The organism is Bradyrhizobium sp. USDA 4452, assembly GCF_054063575.1.
This window is the reverse complement of record NZ_JBSSGK010000001.1, coordinates 7,187,314-7,207,672: the sequence shown is the minus strand read 5'-3', so window position 1 is coordinate 7,207,672 and position 20,359 is coordinate 7,187,314. Positions and strand designations below refer to the sequence as shown.

General features: G+C 63.0%; 20 protein-coding genes and 1 pseudogene. 12 read left to right on the top strand and 9 right to left on the bottom strand.

The window, feature by feature from the left end; all coding sequences use genetic code 11:
• Positions 1–70 precede the first annotated feature (70 nt).
• Together ACVISU_RS33840 and ACVISU_RS33835 are read left to right on the top strand one after the other, a co-directional pair.
• Positions 71–535: a GNAT family N-acetyltransferase gene (locus tag ACVISU_RS33840; RefSeq protein ID WP_456709829.1), complete on the top strand. Its 465-nt coding sequence runs from the start codon at positions 71–73 to the stop codon at positions 533–535.
• Positions 536–582: 47 nt separating this feature from the next.
• On the top strand, positions 583–1,617 hold the full coding sequence (locus ACVISU_RS33835) for an AI-2E family transporter (RefSeq protein ID WP_456709828.1): 1,035 nt from the start codon (positions 583–585) through the stop codon (positions 1,615–1,617).
• Here the strand turns inward: ACVISU_RS33835 and ACVISU_RS33830 are convergent.
• The 7 genes from ACVISU_RS33830 to xoxF5 form a co-directional block, all read right to left on the bottom strand.
• Positions 1,614–3,335, bottom strand: a complete 1,722-nt coding sequence (locus ACVISU_RS33830; protein ID WP_456709827.1) for a metallophosphoesterase family protein — start codon at positions 3,333–3,335, stop codon at positions 1,614–1,616. The two genes, ACVISU_RS33835 and ACVISU_RS33830, sit on opposite strands and share 4 nt — an antisense overlap.
• Positions 3,336–3,379: 44 nt before the next feature.
• Positions 3,380–4,522 carry an epoxide hydrolase family protein gene (locus ACVISU_RS33825; protein WP_456709826.1) on the bottom strand — a complete coding sequence of 381 codons (1,143 nt, stop codon included), beginning with the start codon at positions 4,520–4,522 and terminating at the stop codon, positions 3,380–3,382.
• A gap of 76 nt (positions 4,523–4,598) precedes the next feature.
• A complete protein-coding gene (locus tag ACVISU_RS33820; protein WP_050405250.1) occupies positions 4,599–5,552 on the bottom strand; it encodes a hypothetical protein in 954 nt (317 codons plus the stop codon).
• Between the two features lie 138 nt (positions 5,553–5,690).
• Positions 5,691–6,254 (bottom strand): S-(hydroxymethyl)glutathione synthase, encoded by a 564-nt coding sequence (gene gfa, locus ACVISU_RS33815; protein WP_050405249.1) that lies wholly within the window; start codon positions 6,252–6,254, stop codon positions 5,691–5,693.
• Positions 6,255–6,287: 33 nt separating this feature from the next.
• Entirely contained in the window at positions 6,288–7,397 is a 1,110-nt protein-coding gene (locus tag ACVISU_RS33810) for an S-(hydroxymethyl)glutathione dehydrogenase/class III alcohol dehydrogenase (protein WP_050405342.1), read from the bottom strand.
• Between the two features lie 50 nt (positions 7,398–7,447).
• The gene (locus tag ACVISU_RS33805; protein WP_050405341.1) at positions 7,448–7,924 is read right to left on the bottom strand and encodes a c-type cytochrome, methanol metabolism-related; all 477 of its coding nucleotides are present in this window, start codon (positions 7,922–7,924) and stop codon (positions 7,448–7,450) included.
• 124 nt (positions 7,925–8,048) lie between these two features.
• Positions 8,049–9,851 (bottom strand): lanthanide-dependent methanol dehydrogenase XoxF5, encoded by a 1,803-nt coding sequence (gene xoxF5, locus ACVISU_RS33800; protein ID WP_050405248.1) that lies wholly within the window; start codon positions 9,849–9,851, stop codon positions 8,049–8,051.
• A gap of 421 nt (positions 9,852–10,272) precedes the next feature.
• Here xoxF5 and ACVISU_RS33795 point away from each other — a divergent pair, with 421 nt between their 5' ends.
• Both ACVISU_RS33795 and ACVISU_RS33790 read left to right on the top strand, forming a co-directional pair.
• Positions 10,273–11,247 (top strand): helix-turn-helix domain-containing protein, encoded by a 975-nt coding sequence (locus ACVISU_RS33795; RefSeq protein WP_223968955.1) that lies wholly within the window; start codon positions 10,273–10,275, stop codon positions 11,245–11,247.
• Positions 11,248–11,276: 29 nt separating this feature from the next.
• A pseudogene (locus ACVISU_RS33790) lies at positions 11,277–11,681 on the top strand (YkvA family protein).
• Here the strand turns inward: ACVISU_RS33790 and ACVISU_RS33785 are convergent.
• Positions 11,678–13,042 carry a histidine kinase gene (locus tag ACVISU_RS33785; RefSeq protein ID WP_456709825.1) on the bottom strand — a complete coding sequence of 455 codons (1,365 nt, stop codon included), beginning with the start codon at positions 13,040–13,042 and terminating at the stop codon, positions 11,678–11,680. The pseudogene ACVISU_RS33790 and the gene ACVISU_RS33785 sit on opposite strands and share 4 nt — an antisense overlap.
• 179 nt (positions 13,043–13,221) lie before the next feature.
• On the opposite strand from ACVISU_RS33785, the gene ACVISU_RS33780 reads away from it, so the two are divergent.
• A complete protein-coding gene (locus ACVISU_RS33780) occupies positions 13,222–13,842 on the top strand; it encodes a response regulator transcription factor (protein ID WP_050405245.1) in 621 nt (206 codons plus the stop codon).
• A 30-nt stretch (positions 13,843–13,872) separates the two neighbouring features.
• On the top strand, positions 13,873–14,712 hold the full coding sequence (gene fghA / locus ACVISU_RS33775) for an S-formylglutathione hydrolase (protein ID WP_456709824.1): 840 nt from the start codon (positions 13,873–13,875) through the stop codon (positions 14,710–14,712).
• A gap of 148 nt (positions 14,713–14,860) precedes the next feature.
• Here the strand turns inward: fghA and ACVISU_RS33770 are convergent, their stop codons facing one another.
• Positions 14,861–15,376 (bottom strand): DUF3280 domain-containing protein, encoded by a 516-nt coding sequence (locus tag ACVISU_RS33770; protein WP_456709823.1) that lies wholly within the window; start codon positions 15,374–15,376, stop codon positions 14,861–14,863.
• Between the two features lie 136 nt (positions 15,377–15,512).
• Here ACVISU_RS33770 and ACVISU_RS33765 point away from each other — a divergent pair, with 136 nt between their 5' ends.
• From ACVISU_RS33765 to ACVISU_RS33740, 6 genes are all read left to right on the top strand, one after another.
• Positions 15,513–16,694, top strand: coding sequence for an ABC transporter substrate-binding protein (locus ACVISU_RS33765; protein WP_456709822.1), 1,182 nt, complete (start codon positions 15,513–15,515; stop codon positions 16,692–16,694).
• Between the two features lie 5 nt (positions 16,695–16,699).
• Entirely contained in the window at positions 16,700–17,677 is a 978-nt protein-coding gene (locus ACVISU_RS33760) for a YVTN family beta-propeller repeat protein (protein ID WP_050405242.1), read from the top strand.
• Entirely contained in the window at positions 17,674–18,489 is an 816-nt protein-coding gene (locus ACVISU_RS33755; RefSeq protein WP_456709821.1) for an ABC transporter ATP-binding protein, read from the top strand. The genes ACVISU_RS33760 and ACVISU_RS33755 overlap by 4 nt, the downstream gene beginning before the upstream one ends.
• Entirely contained in the window at positions 18,486–19,334 is an 849-nt protein-coding gene (locus ACVISU_RS33750) for an ABC transporter permease (protein ID WP_050405241.1), read from the top strand. The genes ACVISU_RS33755 and ACVISU_RS33750 overlap by 4 nt, the downstream gene beginning before the upstream one ends.
• Positions 19,331–19,948, top strand: a complete 618-nt coding sequence (locus ACVISU_RS33745) for a hypothetical protein (RefSeq protein ID WP_456709820.1) — start codon at positions 19,331–19,333, stop codon at positions 19,946–19,948. The genes ACVISU_RS33750 and ACVISU_RS33745 overlap by 4 nt, the downstream gene beginning before the upstream one ends.
• Positions 19,949–20,047: 99 nt before the next feature.
• Entirely contained in the window at positions 20,048–20,341 is a 294-nt protein-coding gene (locus ACVISU_RS33740; RefSeq protein WP_456709819.1) for a copper-binding protein, read from the top strand.
• The last annotated feature ends 18 nt before the right edge of the window (positions 20,342–20,359 follow it).

The window sequence follows — 20,359 nt, the reverse complement described above, 5'->3', positions numbered from 1 at the left end:
TCTACCCAACCCACGCCTCGACCTTCCTCCCGTGATTTGCGCGGGGCGCATTTTCCACTAAGGTTGCCGGATGGACATGCTCGTCAAGCTCTACGCCCTGCCCGATTCAAGGCCCGCCTACGATCGATTGCAGCAGGCCGGAATTGTCATGCGCCGGGCGCTCGCCCCTGAGAAACACAAGGTCATAGCCTGGGTGCGCGAAACATTCAGCGAAGCGTGGGCCAGCGAAACCGAGGTCGCGTTCAGCCGTCAACCGGTCTCCTGCTTCATCGCGGTCCAGCAGAAGAAGATCGTGGGATTCGCCTGCCACGACGCGGCCTGTCGCAACTTCTTCGGTCCGACCGGTGTGGCGCCGAAGGCGCAGCAGGGCGGAATCGGCAAGGCGCTGCTGTTCGCCTGTCTCGAGGACATGAAACACCAGGGCTTCGGCTACGCCATCATCGGTGGCGTCGGACCGGCGGAATTCTATGCGAAGGCCGTCGGCGCAGTGGCCATCGACGGCTCCGCGCCGGGGATTTATCGCGGATTGCTGTAGCGCGCCGCAGGATCGAGCCAGCTCGCAGGAGATTGGATAACCCAAGGATGACTGGCGGGTTGAAGGTCGCGACCGGCATCATCGCCGCGGTACTGGTCACCGCGGCGGTGGCTCAGGCGCGCAGTGTGCTGGCCCCGCTTGCGGCCGCCCTGTTCATCATTGCGATCGTCTGGCCCGTTCAGGAACGGCTGCAGTCGTGGCTGCCGAAACTCCTTGCGCTCGCCATCACCGTCGTCGTTACGACCACGACTTGCATCGCGTTCGCCTCGCTGGCGGCGTGGGGATTCGGCCGTGTCGGGCGCTCCTTGATTGCGGATGCGGCGCGATATCAAGCCTTCTACGACGCAGCGGTGATTTGGCTGGACGGCCACGGCGTCTCTTTCGCCGGCCTTTGGGCGGAGCATTTCAATGTCGGCTGGCTGCTGCGCATCACGCAATACGTCACCGGCCGTGTCAACACCACGCTGAGCTTCTGGCTCATCGCGCTGGTCTATGTCGTGCTGGGACTTCTCGAGGTCGATGACGCTGCTCGACGAATCCAGCGATTGGAGAATCGCACAGCCACGCGCGTCTTGCTCAAAGGCAGCAAGGCGACTGCCGCCAAGTTTCGCAAATATATGCTGGTGCGGACGCAGATGAGCGCGGTCACGGGTCTCCTGGTCGGCCTGTTTGCCGCCGTGACCGGACTGCCATTCGCATTCGAATGGGGCGTCATCGCTTTTGTCCTCAACTACATTCCTTTCATCGGCCCTTTCATCGCGACATTGTTCCCCACGCTGCTGGCCATGACGCAGTTCGAGAGTTGGCCCGCGGTGTTTGGTGTGTTCGCCTGTCTCTACGTCATCCAGTTCGTGGTCGGCAGCTATATCGAACCGCGGGTGGCTGGCTCGACGTTGTCGATCTCGCCGTTCCTGGTGCTGTTTGCAATCTTCTTCTGGAGCTCGCTTTGGGGCCTGTTCGGGACTTTCATCGGCGTGCCGATCACGCTCGCTATTCTGACCTTCTGTGCCGAGAGTCCTTCAGCTGCATGGATCGCTGATTTGTTCGGCGGAACGCACGAAGATGGGTCGGAAACGTCTTAGCTCCCGACAATTTCCACCCGCTCGGGCTCGGCGAGGCAGAGCTTCCGGTCCGGACCGACCACCATTCTGTGGATATAGAAATAAGTGACCGCATCATCGGTCGCCCCCATCACCGGCGACGGGGCCGAGACGATCTTCGACGCACCGCATGTACCGATCCAATCGATATGCCGGTGACCGTGCATCACAACCGAGCGATCGGAAAACCTTTGCAACCTGCGTACAAACCAACTGCCGTTGATCAGGGCGGTCCCGATGCGCTCGGCAAACGTCTTGACCGGCATAGGATACTCCATCAAATGATGATGCAGCGCGATGGTCCAATATGTCGTCGGGAAATGACGAATTGCAGCCTCCAGTCGCCGCGTTTGCGCTTCCGAGACCAAACCAAGTGCGTTGGTGAAGGAAAAGTGAGTCTCCGCGTTGGAGTTGAGAATGGCGATCCCGAGGCCGCCATCCTGGTCGGGCGGCAGGATCATTGGGAATTGGTCATCGAACAGACTGCGAAGCGCCGCTGCACGGCGCACGCCTCCGTGCTGCGCAAATTGCGTTATCCGGTCACGGTAAGGTGCCAGCGACTGGTTCAGCGTGGCCGATGGTTTGCCGGAACCGTCCATGACACGCACGCGATCGCCCTGGACGGCCGCAATCGCCGACAGGGCACGCATCTGCCGTAGCCGCTTGCCTGGGCTGAACGGCAAGTCGAGGCGCGCGGGATTGGCGCGATCGACGACGTTGACGTCATGATTGCCCGGAAGCATGACGATGCGAGCAGCAAGCTCGGGATGACCTGCCAACGCATCGAGAAATTCCGCCCATTCGCCGGGCCGGCCGGCATCCGTCATATCGCCGCTGATCAGCACATGGTCGAGCGGATCGACGGCGTGAATTTCGGCAAGGCGAGCGAGCACGCGATTGAAGCGCTGGTTTCCCCGCGGACCGGCCGTCCCGCTTTCGATGCGGAAGCCGTATCGCTCACCGACCACGTGAAGATCAGACAAATGCGCAACGCGCCAGCAGCGGCCTCCGGGTGGCGGCGCGTCGAAGGCGGCAAGGTCGGCTGGTTGATCCATACTGGCATCGGCCACACTCCAGGCCAGTGATGCAACCGCAAGATAGCTGGACACCAGCACCACGGCGTTCGCGAACGTCGGCACTACGAGACGATGGATCAGAACAAGGTCATTGACGGTCGCAGTCCATTGCGAAGCAGGCCAGGCCAGGACCGCGATCAATGCGGCACCTGCAGAGAGCAGTATGCCGGCGCCGATCGAGCAACTGCGGCGCAGCCTCATGCGAGAGGCAGCAGTTGAGCCGGTTCGCCAGAGCAGCTCCGCCAGATGGCGCAGCGCCTCGCGCGTGAAGGCGTAGCTCGGTTGCACCGCGAGCGCGTTCAGCGACCAGAAGTTTGTTTCCGCGATCTGAAACAGCGGTCGTCCGCCGAGCCACCCTAACGCCGCGATCACAATCAACGCCAGCACTGCCCCGACTTCGGACAATGCCAGAACCTGTTGCGAAAGGCTCGAGATCCAGGCGGACGCAACCAGCGGCGCAAGGCCGAGCAGCAGGCCCGGAAGCAGAAGCGAAACCGTCCAGGCGAACAACAGCTTCGCCGGGCTTATCTCAACCAGAAGGCTGCCCACGATCGCGAACAACGAACGCTGTTCTGGACTGGCGGCGTTGTCCTCAAAGTCGCCATGGCGGGGATCAAGCAGCACGCCGACGTCCCTCCGTTACGCAGCGCATTCTGACACAAACGCTGCTAGCGCAGCATCCCGAAGAACTTGCGCACCTCGCCGACGAACAGCTCGGGCTGCTCGAACGCCGAGAAGTGCCCGCCCTTCGGCATCTCGCTCCAGTGCTGGATGTTGGTGAAGTTCGTCTCCATCCATTTGCGGACCGGCGTGACGATCTCCTTGGGGAACACGGCAACGCCGGTCGGCACACTCACCTGGTGTGGAGTCCGCTTGCCCGGCCCGAAGCTTTCCCAGTACAGCCGCGCCGACGAAGCGGCCGTCGCGGTGACCCAATACAGCATGACATTGTCGAGCAGCTCGTCGCGGCTGAGAATGTTTTCCGGATGCCCGTCGCAGTCGGTCCAGGCCCAGAACTTTTCCAGGATCCAGGCCGCCTGCCCGCTCGGTGAATCCGTCAGGCCATAACCAAGCGTCTGCGGCCGGGTGGACTGCTGCTTGGAATAGCCGGAATCCCAGTCGGCATAGTATTTGATGCCGTTGAGCGCACGGGTCTCCTCCGGCGTCGGCTGCCCCTCGACATTGGGCCGGGTCGACATCGCAAGCGTGATGTGAATGCCGGCGCAATGTGCCGGGTCCTGCCCGCCGATCGCGGTCGTGACCGCGGAGCCCCAATCGCCCCCTTGCGCGAAATAGCTGGTGTAGCCCAGCCGCTCCATCAAGACAGCCCAGGCCCTCGCGATCCGATCGACGCCCCAGCCGGTCGCTGCCGGCTTGGCCGAGAAGCCGAAGCCCGGCAATGACGGGCACACCACATGGAACGCGTCACTCGCGCTGCCACCATGCGCCGTTGGATCGGTCAGCGGTTCGATCACCTTGTGGAATTCGACCACCGATCCCGGCCAACCATGGGTGATGATCAGCGGTCGCGCCTCCGGATGCTTTGAGCGGACATGGATGAAGTGGATGTCGAGCCCATCGATCGTGGTGGTGAACTGGCTGAAGCGGTTGAGCCGCGCCTCGCGCTGCCGCCAATCATACGTCTCGGCCCAATAGTGGCAGACATCCTTGACCCATTTCAGCGGAGCGCCCTGGCTCCAGTCGTCGACCAGCTCGGCCTCGGGCCAGCGGGTTCGGCGCAGCCGGGTGCGGAGATCCTCGAGGACATCGTCGCTGACGGCGATGCGAAACGGGCTGATGGCGGTAGTCATGGCGTCTCCCCGGGGCTCGAAAGCTGCCCGGGAAAGATAAGGTCGGACCACCAGCCGATCAAACCGCGATGTGAGGTTATTTGCCGAGCGCCGTCTCCAGCAGCGCCTGCGCCTGCTTGGTGGCTTCGGCGAATGCCGGCTGCTCCGGGGCATGCTGAACGAAGCAGCGCTTGAATGCGTCCTCGCCCTGCTGGCGCAGGTCGCCGAGCTTGTCATAGGCCGCCCTGGTGATCTGCTTGCGCTCGAGCTTCTCGGCCGCTTCGTCGGCCTTCTTGTTGTAATCGGTCCGGATCGCCGTACAGGCCGGTACCTTCACGGCGGGTTCGATCTCGCCATAGGCGATGTAGAATTTGCCGTTGGCAAGTGCGGCGACAAATACCTCGTCGGCGGCCTCTGGGGCCGTGTCCTGGGTGCGGCCGGCCAGGAAACCATAAGTCAGGGTGGCTGAGGCCGGTTTGACGACCGGCAACTCGTTGAAGTTGATCACCGCTGCGTCGGTCGAAATCGCTTGCGTGTACAGGCCCTCGAACTTCAGGGCCGGTTCGATCTGCTGCGGCACGTTCTTGCTGCCCTTGTCCCACCACGTCTTGTGCTCGTGCAGCCAGCGCGTGAACAGGGCTTCGGAGGTGACGATGATATGGGCTTTCGGCTCGACGAAGCTGCCGTCGGCGCGCTTTTCGCCGATCTTGCCGCCGTCCCTGCCCTTGTCGGCATCGAAGCGGAGGCCGTCCAGCATGCCGAACCCCATATCGCCCCTATATAGAGTGTCGAGATTGAGCTGCGCGGGCGCAAAGCCCGGTCGGGCGGGCTGCGACAGGATGGCGATCAGTTGCCCTTTCAGGTCGTCGCGCGCGGCAGCCTCGGCCTTGTCCACGGCCTCGTTGATCTTGTTGTCGTTCGACAGTTTGGCGAATTTGGCGATCGCGGCGTCACGCGCGGCGATGTAGCGGTCCTCCGGCGACGCGGCGCGGGCCGGCGACAGGATCAGGATCGGGGACAGGACAAGGGCAAGGCGGAAAACAAAATGCATGCCCTGTGGTCGCCCGCAGGGCATGCAAGGTTCAAGGTCACGGGTACTACCAGCATATCCGTCGCCGGCAGACCCTCTGCCGGCGCCGAATCTCGTCAGGGCGGACGTCATGCCGCCCTTGTCAGGCTGCCTTGTTGGTCAGGCTGCCTTGGATTTCGCCACGTGGGTGGCAATGGCGTCCATCAGCGCCGGCGACAGGCAGTCATAGGGCTCGAGCCCAAGCTCCTTGAGCCGCGACCTGATCCCGGCCATATCCGCCGGCTTGACGCCCGACTCGATCACCGACGACACGAAGGCGGCAAATCCCGGAGCCGCCGAGCCGGGCTCCTGGAACAGTTCGGGATGGATGAAGTCGAGGCCGTAGAACGGATGGCCCTTGTTCTCGATCCGGCCATACATGTGCGTGCCGCATCCGGTGCAGGCATGGCGCTGGATCACCGCCGCGCTATCCACGATCTTCAGCTTGTCGCCGTTCTCCAGCACGGTGACGTTCTCGCGCGGAACGACCGCCACCACCGAGAAGGTGGCGCCGGCCGGCTTCCAGCACTTGGTGCAGCCGCAGGCGTGGTTGTGGGCGACGTCGCCCTTGATTCCGACCTTGACCTTCTTGTCCGCGCATTTGCAGACCAGCGTGCCGCCGGCAAAATTGCCGGAGCCTTGCTTGACGCCATTGTCGACTGACGGGTGGATATGAACAGTCATTGACCTATCCTCCTAGTGCTTGGTGTTTTGATTTCAGAACACGACGACCGAACGGATCGATTTGCCCTCGTGCATCAGGTCGAAGCCCTTATTGATCTCGTCGAGCTTCAGCACGTGGGTGATCATCGGATCGATCTGGATCTTTCCGTTCATGTACCAGTCGACGATCTTGGGCACGTCGGTGCGACCGCGCGCGCCGCCGAACGCAGTGCCTTTCCAGACCCGTCCGGTGACGAGCTGGAACGGCCGGGTTGCGATCTCCTTGCCGGATTCCGCGACGCCGATCACGACCGACACGCCCCAGCCGCGGTGGCAGGCTTCCAGCGCCTGGCGCATCACGTTGGTGTTGCCGGTGCAGTCGAAGGTGTAGTCGGCGCCGCCGTCGGTCAGGCCCACCAAATGCTGCACGATATCGCCGCTCACCTTGGTCGGATTGACGAAATGCGTCATGCCGAACTGGCGGCCCCAATTGTCCTTGGAATCGTTGATGTCGACGCCGATGATCTTGTCGGCGCCCACCATCTTGGCGCCCTGGATCACATTGAGGCCGATGCCGCCGAGGCCGAACACCACGACGTTGGAGCCCGGCGTCACCTTGGCGGTATTGACGACGGCACCGACGCCGGTGGTGACGCCGCAGCCGATGTAGCAGCTCTTGTCGAACGGCGCGTCCTCGCGGATCTTCGCCACCGCGATCTCAGGCAGCACGGTGAAGTTCGAGAAGGTCGAGCAGCCCATATAGTGGAAGACCGTCTTGCCCTTGTAGCTGAAGCGCGAGGTGCCGTCGGGCATCACGCCCTTGCCCTGCGTCGCGCGGATCGCGGTGCAGAGATTGGTCTTCTGGCTGAGACAGCTTTTGCACTGGCGGCATTCGGGCGTGTAGAGCGGGATCACGTGATCGCCAGGCTTCACCGACGTCACGCCGGCGCCGACCTCGCGAACGATGCCGGCGCCTTCGTGCCCGAGCACCGAGGGGAAGATGCCTTCGCTGTCGAAGCCGTCGAGCGTGTAGGCGTCGGTATGGCAGATTCCCGTCGCCTTAATCTCGACAAGGACCTCGCCGGCCTTGGGGCCTTCCAGGTCGAGCTCGACGATCTCAAGCGGCTTCTTGGCTTCAAATGCGACTGCGGCGCGGGTCTTCATCTTGGTCTCCACAAAACATCAAACAGGTTTCTCATTCGCGCCGGACAGGCTCAGTTCTTGTTACCCATGCAGGCGTCTTCCGCCTTGCCATAGGCTTCCGACTTGTCTTCGTGCTTGGCCGGTCGAACACGCCCAACCGCATCATTGGCGCGGGCGCGCAGGTACACATAGAGGTCGTCCATGTAGCAGGCAACGTTCGGATTATCGCCGAATGCCGGCATGACGTTTTCCTGCGACGTCGACACGTTCTTGCGCCCGCTCGCGACCACGCCCATGAAGTCGGCATAGCTCATGGTCTTCAGCGAATCCTTCAATGCCGGCGCGTAAGTCGAGCCCATGCCGTCGGGTCCGTGACAGACGTGGCATTCCGAATGATAACGGCGGTAGCCGGAGTAGGTGTACCAATCCACCGTACCGTCGGACGCGACCTTGAACGTCGGGTTTCCATCCTTGTCGAGATACTTGCCGTCCTCCGACTTGACGGCGGTCGGATCACCTACGTCCTCGGCGGAGGCAACTCCTCCCATTGCCACGACGAAGATCGCGGCAGTCACAAACCAGATCTTACGCAAAAGCATATCCTCGCATGCGGATTGAAGACGGACCGGCGCATGGAGACCGCTCCATGCGCCGGAACGAGGGTTGCTCAGCTCACTGCGGCAGCGAGAACACGGTGAGCGTCCCGCCGAGCGCGGTGTAGTTGCTCAGCGCCGCATAGCCGCCGACTGCACCGAGACCGGCCGTCGGATCAGTCAGACCAGCCGCGAGGCCGATGCCTGCCCAACCGCCAACACCCGACAGCACGGCGATGTACTGCTTGCCGCCGTTTTCATAGGTGGTGACGTTGCCGATGATGCCGGACGGAGTCTTGAACTTGTAGAGCTCCTTGCCCGTCTTGGCGTCGACTGCCTTCAGGTAGCCTTCCAGCGTGCCGTAGAACACCACGCCGCCGGCGGTCGCGAGCGCACCCGACCAGACCGAGAACTGCTCCTTGTTCGACCAGACGATCTTGCCGGTCTTGCCGTCCCAGGCGATGAAGTTGCCCATGTTGGTCTCGCCGGGAGGCGGATACATCGACAGCGTCGCGCCGACATAGGGCTGACCTGCGGTGTAACTGACCTTGAACGGCTCGTAGTCCATGCAGACGTGGTTGGTCGGCACATAGAACAGCTGCGTGTCCGGCGAGTAGGCCGCCGGCTGCTCGTCCTTCGACCCCAGCGCTGCGGGGCAGATGCCCTTGACGTTGTGGTCTTCGCCGGCCTTGTCGGTCGACGCTGCGTCAAGAACCTTCGGACGACCATAGGTCGGCGAGCTCTTGTTCATGTCGACGCCAGAGGTCCAGTTCACCTTCGGATCATACTTGTCGGCAACCAGCAGTTCGCCGGTGGCGCGATCGAGCGTGTAGCCGAGGCCGTTACGATCGAAATGCGTCAGCAGCTTGCGCGCCTTGCCGTCGATGTTCTGATCCGACAGGATCATCTCGTTGACGCCGTCATAGTCCCATTCGTCATGGGGCGTCATCTGATAGACCCACTTGGCAACGCCGGTATCCGGGTTCCGCGCCCAGATTGTCATCGACCATTTGTTGTCGCCGGGGCGCTGCTTCGGATTCCAGGTCGAGGGGTTGCCCGATCCGTAGTACACGAGGTTCAGTTCGGGATCGTAGGAGATCCAGCCCCAGGTTGCGCCGCCGCCGATCTTCCACTGATCGCCTTGCCACGTCTTCAGGCTCGAGTCCTTGCCGATCGGCTTGCCAAGCTCGGTGGTCTTGTCATCGACCAGTATCTGGTCATCCGGACCTTCCGAGAAGCCGCGCCAGACCAGCTTGCCGGTCTTGATGTCGTAGGCGCTCATGTGGGCCTGAACGCCGAACTCGCCACCGGAGATGCCGATCAGGACCTTGTCCTTGATCACCATCGGTGCGGAGGTGCCGGTCGATCCCTTGCTCGGATCGCCGTTCTTGACGCTCCACTCCACCTTGCCGGTCTTGGCATCGAGCGCAACCAGCGTGGTATCGGCCTGGTGCAGGAAAATCTTGCCGTCACCATAGGCGACGCCACGGTTGACGGTGTCGCAGCACATCACCGGAATGACGTTCGGATCCTGCTTCGGCTCGTACTTCCAGACGATCTGGTTGTCCTTGGAAAGGTCAATAGCGTAGACCTTGTTCGGGAATGGCGTATGCACGTACATCATGTTGCCGATGATCAGCGGGCCGCCTTCGTGACCGCGCAGCACGCCGGTCGAAAACGTCCATGCTACCTGCAACTTTCCGACGTTCGAGGCGTTGATTTGATTCAGCTTCGAAAAGCGCTGATTGGTGTAATCGCCCGTCGGCATCACCCAGTCTTTCGGGTTCTGCGACATCTTCTGGAGTTCGTCATTGGCGTTGGCAGCTCCGGCGGCAAATACCGCCATTGCCCCAAGGCTGGTCGCGTAAAGCAGCTTGCGCATCGTGGATTTCCTCCCAGGTTCAAGAGCTCAAGGGTTTCCGCCGAGGCGGCCCCACTTCTTCCATTTTGGTACCTCATTCGTAGTCCGATCGAACCCAGCTGACTTGCCCAATAGAGAAGAGCCGTTTGCTCAAAAGCGAAGCTAGGTCAGATTTTTGCAGCCGCTCCCGAGCAGGTGGAAAAGCTTGCTTCATGTTGCAGAGCATCAATCGCAGCCGGCGCAATGCGAGCGCCAGCTTGACGCGTGCTAAGGTTGCGCTTGACGCGCCCAGAACTAAGTCGGAGGATCGCCCCGGCTTTGATCGGGAAGAATTCCCGCCGCCTCCCGAAACTGTTCAGAATCAGGGAGAAGGCGCATCATCCCGGACCAGAATTAGGCGCGGTGGGCAGTCACGTTGGGGATCGAATCGGTGGCTGGAAAGATGACCGACACAGTCCATTCACTCAGCACGAACGGATTGACACCCAAACGGCAGATCCAGCGCTGGTCGGACGCGCTCACAGACCTTTGCGGTCAGTTCGACGTCGATGCATTGGAGGGATCCTCGCTCGAGGGCCGGATCAATTTCACGACGGTATCGCGATTGAAGCTGTGCCAGATCGAGGCAAGTCAGCACCGCATCGCGCATACCGTCTCGCGCATCAGGCTCAGCGAACACCCCTACATCAAGATCGTGTTCCAAACGCACGGTGTCTCGCATTTCGAGCAGGACGGTCTGCACTTCGACATCATGCCGGGCGACTGCTTCGCCTACGACGTGTCGTGTCCGCATACGATCATCAGCCCGTCCCTGACGCGTCATGAGGTTGTTATCGTTCCGAAGGACCTGCTCAAGGAGCGCGGCTTCCAGCTCTCCAAGATGGCGCCATGCAAGCTCTCGGCACGCAACGGCACCGGCCGCATCGCCTATGATTTCGTCCATGCCGCGTTCGGCGAGGCGCCGACGCTGACCCCGGTCAATGCCGTCGGCGTGGCCGATGCGCTGATCGACCTGCTCTTGCTGCCGCTGCGCGAGACCGGCGCGATGTTCGACCGCGGCAGCGCCGAGGCGACCTATGTGCGGGCCCAGGGCTTCATCCGCGAGCATCTGCGCGATCCGGATCTCTGCATCGACCGCATTTCCGCGGCGCTCGGCTGCTCGAAGCGTTATCTGCACATGCTGTTCAGCGATCGCGGCATGACGGTCAGCGACTACATCTGGAAGGCCCGGCTGCAGAACTGCCGGCAGGAGCTGGAATCCCAGAACGGCAAGACCATCACGGACGTCGCTTTCTCCTGGGGCTTCTCGAGTTCATCGCATTTCAGCCGCGTATTCCGGAAGTATTTTGGCATCGCGCCCTCCTCCGTGCACAAGGGCCTGCACGGCGGCATGCCGGTCGATGTAGTGCTGGAATAGCGCTTCGCCTGACGTGCAGGCGCCACGCCATGCTCTCCGCCATCAAGCTTTCCTCGATCAAAGGCTGGGCGCGCAACCTCAAGCGCGACAGCGTTGCGCTGTATCTCGCGGCGCGTGATCCGCGCGTACCGTGGTACGCAAAGGCCCTCGCCGTCGCCATCGCGGCCTATGCGCTGTCGCCGATCGACCTGATCCCGGATTTCATCCCGGTCATCGGCTATCTCGACGATCTGATGCTGCTGCCGCTCGGCATCTGGCTTGCGATCTCGCTTGTTCCGGACGAGGTGATGACCGAATGCCGCGCCAATGCCAACGCTCTATTGTAGCGCCCGACCAGCCGAGCGGGCCTGATCGCGATCATCGTGCTCTGGATCGCCGGCGCGCTCGTGCTGGCATGGACCGTCTTCGCATACTGGCCACGTACCGCGCGCTAAACCAGCGCGGCCGTTGGCACCAGTGCCTCGACCGTCACGCCGTCATCGCTGGAATTGATCTTGAGCGCGCCTCCGAGCGCGAGGATCCGCTCCTGCATGCCGGTCAAACCGCGGCCGAGCCGGTGATCCCTGAGCAGGCCGCGGCCGTTGTCGCGGACCCGCACCAGCGCGCAGCCGCGGCTGCCGCGGAGGCCGGTCGGCCGTTCCGCAGGCTCGATCGTGATGTCGACTACCGTAGCGCCGGCGTGGCGGAACACGTTGGTGAGCGCTTCCTGGACGATGCGATAGATCGTCAGATCGGCCATCTCGCCGGTCTCGCCGAGATCAGCCGATATACGGCTTTCGATCTCCACCTCCGGATGCGTCTCACTCCACATCCGCACCAGCGCGCCGAGCGCTTCGGCAAGCCCGAGCTCGGCCAGACCGACCGGCCGCAGTCGCTCCAGAATGCGGCGGGTGAACTGCTGGAGCGCGTTGACCTGCTCGAGGATTGCGTTGCCGTGCTTGCGCAGTGCAGAGGGATCGGGCTTCTCGACCTCCGACAGCCGGGTCAGCGCGCCGGCATGCGCGCGCAGCGCGAACAGATAGGGCCCGAACTCATCGTGCAGTTCGCGCGCGATCTCCTTGCGTTCGGAATCCTGCAGCGAGACCGCACGCTCGGCGAGCTGTCGCTTGCTGTCCACGGCCTCGCCAAGGGTCGTCGCGAGATGGTTCAGTTTGGCACAGATCGCGGCCAATTCGGGCGATCCGCCGGGCTCGACGCGTGCATCGTAGTCCCCGGCCTCGATGCTGGTCATGACCTGCGACAGCGCTTCCAGCGGTGCAAGTGCGCGGCCGACCACCAACATGGTGACCAGCAGCAGCGCCACCGCGATCGCAGAGCCGATCTCGAGCTGGGTGACGATGCCGTCCCAGATCTCGGCGATTTCGTCGTCCGGATGCGAGGTGATGACAAGCGATTGCGGCTTGCCGTGGACCGAGACCGGCACCCGCACCGAGGTCTGTTCGGGATGGACGAGTGCGACGAACCACTCCGGCGCGGCGCGCGGTTCACTGGTATCCTGCGGGCGCTCGGGGGACCTTGCGGTCGCGTCATCATGCCGCGTGATGCTGACATGACGCAGTCGGCTCAGGTCCTGCACGATCTGATCGAGCCGCGCATCGGGATCGGGCGCTTCGTCGAGACCGGCCACCATCGTCGCGACAAACTCGCGCGCCAGCCGGATCACGCTCTGGTCCTCGGCCTGGACGCGCGGCCCCGCTTCGAGCACGAGGCGCGCAATATTGATGCCGAGCCCAAGCGCCAGAATCAGCGCCAGCAGCAGGTTGATCCGTGCGCGCAAGGATAGCTTTTGCCACATGACGTTGCCCCCGCCGCGATCCCTCCTCCGAGAGGATCGTTGACAGCCAAATTTGCCCGGCTATCTAATCACACCCTATCGCAATCCCGTGCGAGGTGCACAAGCGGTCGGAACCGAGGTGTCTTCGTGCAAATCGATGTGACGATGAGCTCGTCGAAGCAGGTCGCCGGAACAACGCCATGCGCATTCTGATCGTTGATGATCATCCCATCGTTGCTTCCGGGTGTCGCACCGTGTTCGCCGACGATCCCGAGATCACCCTGCTGGAAGCCGCGGATGCCGAGAGCGGCGAGCGAGCGTTCGTCGCGGAGAAGCCCGATCTCTGCGTGATCGACATCAACTTGCCGACCGTGTCCGGCTTCGAGTTGGCGCGCCGCATCCTGACGCACGATGCATCCGCGCGTCTCATCATGTTCAGCATGAACGACGACCCGGTGTTCGCCGCCCGCGCCATCGACATCGGCGCCAAGGGTTACGTCTCGAAGACCGGCGATCCCAACGATCTGGTGGAGGCGGTGCGCGAGGTCGGCAAAGGTGGCGTCTATCTGCCGCCGGCGATCGCACGCAATGTCGCCTTCGCGCGGCCAGGCTTTGCGCAGAATCCGCTTTCCAGGCTCACGTCGCGCGAGATGGAGATCCTGCGCCTGCTCAGTTCCGGCAAGAGCCTGTCGGAGATCGCCTGGCTGGTGCATTCGTCATACAAGACGGTCGCGAACACGTCATCGATCATGCGCCAGAAGCTTGGCGTACGCACCTCGGCAGAGCTGGTGCGCCTCGCGATCGAGAGCGGCGTCGCCTGACGTCGCACTCCAATACAGAGGAATACAACAATGCAGACGGTTTCCCAGAACAAGTCGCATGGCGGCACGCAAGGCGTTTATCGGCATCCAAGCCGCGAGACCAAGACGGACATGACCTTCTCGGTATTCGTCCCCGACCATGCGGCCGGCGCCAAGCTGCCCGTCGTCACCTATCTGTCGGGCCTGACCTGCACGCACGCCAACGTCACCGAGAAAGGTGAATTCCGCCAGGCCTGCGCCGAGCTTGGCCTGATCTTCGTCGCTCCGGACACCAGCCCGCGCGGCGAAGGCGTCCCCGGCGATCCCGCCAATTCCTACGATTTTGGCCTCGGCGCCGGCTTCTACGTCGATGCGACCGAGCAGCCGTTCGCGACCAACTACCGGATGTGGAGCTATGTCACCGAGGAATTACCAAAACTGATCGCCGCGCAATTCCCGGTCGATATGACGCGGCAATCGATTCTCGGTCACTCCATGGGCGGCCATGGCGCGCTGACGGTGGCGCTGCGCCATCCCGATCGGTATCGCGCGGCGAGCGCGTTTGCGCCAATCGTGGCGCCATCGCAGGTGCCGTGGGGCAACAAGGCACTGGGCGGCTATCTCGGCGGCAACAAGCAGGCCTGGCGCAAGCATGATGCGGTTGCGCTGATCGAAGATGGCGCGCGCTTTTCCGATCTGCTGGTCGATTACGGCGATGCCGACGGATTCCTCAGCGAACAGCTGCGGCCCGAGCTCCTGAAGGCCGCCTGCGACAAGGCCAACATTCCCCTGACCCTGCGGCGTCAACCCGGCTACGACCACAGCTATTACTTCATCTCGACCTTCATGGCCGATCATCTGCGCTGGCACGCCGCGCGGCTGAATGCGTGATGCTTTCCCGTGCCAAGGCGGCATGACACCAAAATATCGAAAACAACCCCATGCACAGTAGCCGGCGGCGGTCAACCAGAAGTGTTGACACGTCAGGCAACTCAGGGTTATTATTCTAATATTCCGAAATCATCCGGGCACCCGCCGCTCATCGTGCCTGCGGCACGCCGTAATTCGGCGCGAGAAGGCGGTTGCGCACGAGGTAGTCGGTGGCGCGCGACCAGGATTCGTCGGTGTTGCCGCGCATATCGGCGCTCGCCGCCGCCACCAACTGCCCGCTATGCACATCGCGCAGGTAGAGATTGATGTTGAGGATCAGGTTGGAGACCTTCTGCACCACGCCGGTCATCACGAGATCGGCGCCGAGCTCGCCGGCCAGCTTGACGTCGCAGCCACCGCAGGCCTGAAGATTGCTGCCGTGCGCCGCAGCATTGACGGGCGCGATATCGAGCACGCGGAACTTGCCGGAATCTGCAAGCTCCTTGCGCACCTGATTGCCGGTCCGGAGCAGTCGCGCCTGTTCGTCGGCCCGCGGTCCGTCCACCTCCCCTTGAAGGCTGGTGTCGATCATCTCGAGGTCGAACACCGCGAGCTTGGGCGGTTCGGCGTGTGCCAGCGCAGACATCAGCAGCAAAGAGATGACGAAGGCGAGCACTGATCTCATGATTGTGAACCAGTCGAATTTGTAATCTCGCAACGACAAAAAGCGGGGTTGCAAGCCAGGCTAATTCCGGCATCTTGCATGTCAACGCATGGCCCGACAACGCCATGCTCGATGAAGAATGACTGCGGGAGGAGTTATGTTCCGACGGCTGATCGGCACGATCGCGCTCAGCATGGTAGCGACCGGAGCGCTGGCGGCTGATCCCGTCGAGATCCATATCGGCTATCTCGGCCATGTCGGGGTCAAATCGACGCTCTCGCTGGTCGAGCAACCGGCCGACAATGACGGCATCGCCGGTGCGCGCCTTGCGATCGAAGACAACAACACGACCGGGAAATTCCTCAACCAGCGCTTCGTGCTGGACGACGTGAAGGTCAAGGACAACGACGATGTCGCCAAGGTCGCGACCGATCTCGCCGGCCGCAACGATTATATCATCACCGACCTCCCCGCCGATGCCCTGCTCAAGGTCGCCGACGCGCTGCGCGACCGCGGCACCGTGCTGCTCAATGCGGGCGCGATCGACGATCGGCTGCGCGAGCAGGACTGCCGCGCCAATATCATCCATGTCGCACCGACCCGCTCGATGCTGGCGGACGCGCTGGGCCAATACCTGGTGTGGAAGCAATGGAAGCGCTGGCTGCTGGTGACCGGCTCGCACGATCAGGACAAGCTCTACGCCGACGCGCTGCGCCGCGCCGCCACGCGCTTCGGCGCCAAGATCGTTCAGGAACGGACATTCGAGGACACCGGCGGCGCGCGCCGCACCGACTCTGGCGTGACGCTGATCCAGCGACAGATGCCAGTATTCACGCAGCAGGCGCCGGCCTATGACGTGCTGGTCGCCGCCGACGAGAGCCAGGTGTTCGCGAACTACCTGCCTTACCGGACCTGGGACCCGCGCCCTGTGGCGGGCTCGGCCGGCCTGGTGCCGACCAGCTGGGACGCCGCGCATGATCAATGGGGCGCGGTCCAGATCCAGAACCGCTTCGTCAAGCTGAACATGCGCCGCATGACGGCGCTCGACATGCAGGCCTGGACCGCTGCGCGCATGATCGGGGAAGCCACGTCCCGCACCAATTCGGGGGATCCCGGGAAGGTCATCGCCTTCCTCAAGGGCAAGAATTTCTCGATCGCCGCCTTCAAGGGCACGCGATTGACCCTGCGAGACTGGAATCTGCAGCTTCGCCAGCCGATCCTGCTGGCCGATGGTCGTATGGTCGTTTCGGTCTCGCCGCAGGAAGGTTTCCTGCATCAGGTCTCCGAGCTCGACACCCTCGGAGTTGACCGGCCTGAAACGAAGTGCAAGCTGCAGTGAGGGAGATGAAGCACATGTGGCGCCGCTGCCTGTTGACCGGGATGCTCGTTTGGCTTGCCGCGACACCGGCGTCCGCCTTCGTTGCCTACGTCTCCAACGAGAAAGGCAACACCGTCACGGTGATCGACACCAACAGCTGGACGGTGACCAAAACCATCAAGGTCGGCCAGCGGCCGCGCGGCATCGAGTTCTCGCGCGACGGCAAGTTCGTGATGGTCGCTGTCGGCGACGACGACACGATCCAGGTGATCGATACCAAGACCCAGGAGATCGTCGACACCCTGCCCTCCGGCCCCGACCCAGAATTGTTCACCCAGGATGCCGCCGGCAAGACCATGTATGTCGCCAACGAGAACGACAACACGGTCACCGTGATCGATCTGGAGAAGCGCGCCCGGCTCGGCGACATCCAGGTCGGCGTCGAGCCCGAGGGCATGACGATCAGCCCGGACGGCAAGATCCTGATCAACACGTCCGAAACCACCAACATGGCGCATTTCATCGACACCACGACGCGCCAGATCGTCGCCAATGTGCTGGTCGATTCACGGCCGCGCTTTGCCCAGTTCAAGCGCGACGGCTCCGAACTGTGGGTCTCTTCCGAGATCGGTGGCACGGTGTCGATCATCGATCCGGTCAAGCGCGAGGTGACCGGCAAGATCACCTTCGACATCCCGGGGCTGCGCAACGAGGCGATCCAGCCCGTCGGCATCGGCATGACCAAGGACGGCAAGACCGCGTTCGTTGCGCTCGGCCCTGCCAACCGCGTCGCGGTGGTCGACGGCACGACCCACAAGGTGCTCAAATATCTCCTCGTCGGCCAGCGCGTCTGGCACATGGATTTCACCCCGGACGAGAAATATCTGATGGTCACCAACGGCGTCTCCAACGATGTCTCGGTGATCGACGTCGCATCCCAGAAGGTGATCAAGACCATTCAGGTCGGCGAACTGCCCTGGGGGATCACGATCGCGCAGCCATGACCGCAACCGACGCCCATATCGCGAGCCAGCCCTCGCCGGATGCAAGCCCCGTAGCGGTCGTGCAGCCGGCGCTGTCGATCGGCAATCTCAGCCACAGCTACGGCCCGCGGCGCGCCCTGATCGACGTCAATTTCACGGTTGAGCCTGCGAGCTTCACCGCGTTGCTAGGTCTCAATGGCGCCGGCAAGAGCACATTGTTTTCGCTGGTGACGCGACTGTTCGGCATCCAGAACGGCCAGATCAAGATCTTCGGGCATGACATCAGCCGGACGCCGGGCGAGGCGCTGCGATTGATGGGTGTCGTGTTCCAGCCACGCACGCTCGACCTCGATCTGTCGCTGACGCAGAACCTGCTCTATCACGCCGCGTTGCACGGCATCTCGCGGCGCGAGGCGCGGCTGCGCAGCGCCGAGGTGCTCGGCCGCATCGGGCTCGCCGACCGCGCGGCCAGCAAGGTGCGCGACCTCTCGGGCGGCCAGATGCGGCGGCTCGAGATCGCCCGCGCGCTGCTGCACCGTCCCAGGCTGCTGCTGCTCGACGAGGCCACCGTCGGCCTCGACGTCAGGGCGCGCGCCGACATTCTCGATCATGTCCGGCAACTCGTTGCCGAACAGGGCATCGGCGTGCTCTGGGCGACGCATCTGTTCGACGAGATCATGCCTGGCGACGACCTCGTCGTGCTGCATCAGGGCCGGATGCTGGCGCACGGGCCGATGTCGCGCGTGATCGCCGACGCCGGCGCCCAGGACGTCAACACCGCCTTCATGCGCCTGACCGGAACAGCAACCCTCACCGGAAAACTGCCAACATGAGCAGCACGACGGTCACGCCTGAGCGAAGCGGCTTCTCGGTGTCGGAATACATCGTCTGCCTGAACGGCATCGTCTGGCGCGAGGCGCTGCGCTTCCTGCACCAGCGCGAGCGCTTCGTCTCGGCGCTGGTCAGGCCGCTGGTCTGGCTGTTCATCTTCGCGGCGGGCTTCCGTCAGGTGCTCGGCATCTCGATCATCCCGCCCTATGAGACCTACATCCTCTACGAGGTCTATATCGCGCCCGGCCTGATGGCGATGATCCAGCTATTCAACGGCATGCAATCGTCGCTGTCGATGGTCTATGACCGCGAGATGGGCAACATGCGCACGCTGCTGGTCAGCCCGCTGCCGCGCGGCTATCTGCTGTTCTGCAAGTTGCTCGCCGGTACTGCGGTGTCGCTGCTGCAGGTCTACGCCTTCCTGCTGATTGCATGGTTCTGGGACATCACGCCGCCGACCATCGGCTACCTCACCGTGCTGCCAGCGCTGGTGCTGTCGGGCCTGATGCTCGGCGCACTGGGCATGCTGATCTCAGCCAGCATCAAGCAGCTGGAGAATTTTGCCGGGGTGATGAACTTTGTCATCTTCCCGATGTTCTTCGCATCGTCAGCCCTCTACCCGCTCTGGCGCGTGCAGGAAGGCAGCCCGATGCTGTATTATGTTTGCCAGTGCAATCCGTTCACGCATGCGGTGGAGCTGATCCGGTTTGCGCTGTACGGCAAGATGAACTGGGTTTCGCTTGCGGTGGTCGGCGGCTGCACGGTGGTGTTCATGATCGGCGCGATCCTGGCCTACGATCCGTCGCGCGGTCTGGTGCGCCGCGGACCCGGCGGAGGCGAGGCATGACGGGCTTTCGGCCAGCCCTCGGCGCGCTGCTTGCGATGGTTGTGTCGAACCAGGTCGCGTTCGCCGCCGACCCGCGTTACCCGGACTGGCCCTGCCAACAAGCCAAGGTACCCGAGATCTCGCTCGCCGCGGTCTGGGCCGGGCCGCCGCTCGGCGATGCCGAGACCAAATGGCGGGACAATCCGAAGATCAGCCAACTTGCGACTAAGCTCGCGGCGCGCCGCGTTCCGCTTGAGGATGCACAGAAGGAGATCACCGAGTTCCTGTCGGCCGCCGCAGCCGACAAGGCCAATGCGGGAAAGCTGCTGTTCGCCGGGCTGTTCGATACGCTCAACGGCCAGCGGGCCTCGATCATGAACGGGCTGGAGCGCGTGATGCGCAAGCAGCGCGAGGCCGCGGAAAAGATCCGCGACGACACGATCAAGCTGCAAGCGCTGCAGGACGCCACGCCGCCGGACCAGGCCAAGGTCGACGAGCTCGGCAATCAGCTGGTCTGGGAGACCCGGATATTCGAGGACCGCGGACGCGTGGTGAAATTCGTCTGCGAGGTCCCGACCATCATCGACCAGCGGCTGTTCGCGTTGAGCCGCACCATCCAGCAGGAGCTGGATTAGGTCTGCGGCTGATCGTCCCGGCGATCATCAACAGGCCGCCGGAACAAATTGCCCCGCCCGCTCGTTGTCTCCAACTATATCTGAAGTTGGGAGACCTCGATGAGAGCAGCCAAGATCGTCATGACCAGCCTCGCCGCCGCGAGCCTGATCACCACAGCGGCTTTGGCCCAGCAATCCATGTCGGGAATGGTCACCAAGATTGACCGACTGAGTGGAACCATCTCGATCCAGCAGACGCAGAGCGGCACCGTTGGCGCTGCCGGCGGCGCGATTCAGGAATACAAGGTGCCCAAGGGACAGTCGCGGGAGGAGCTTCACGCTGGTGACAAGGTAACGTTCACCACCGCGGACGGCGACGGCAAGACCATCAACAAGCTCGACAAGCAGAAGTAGTTCGCTGGAGCGCTTCGC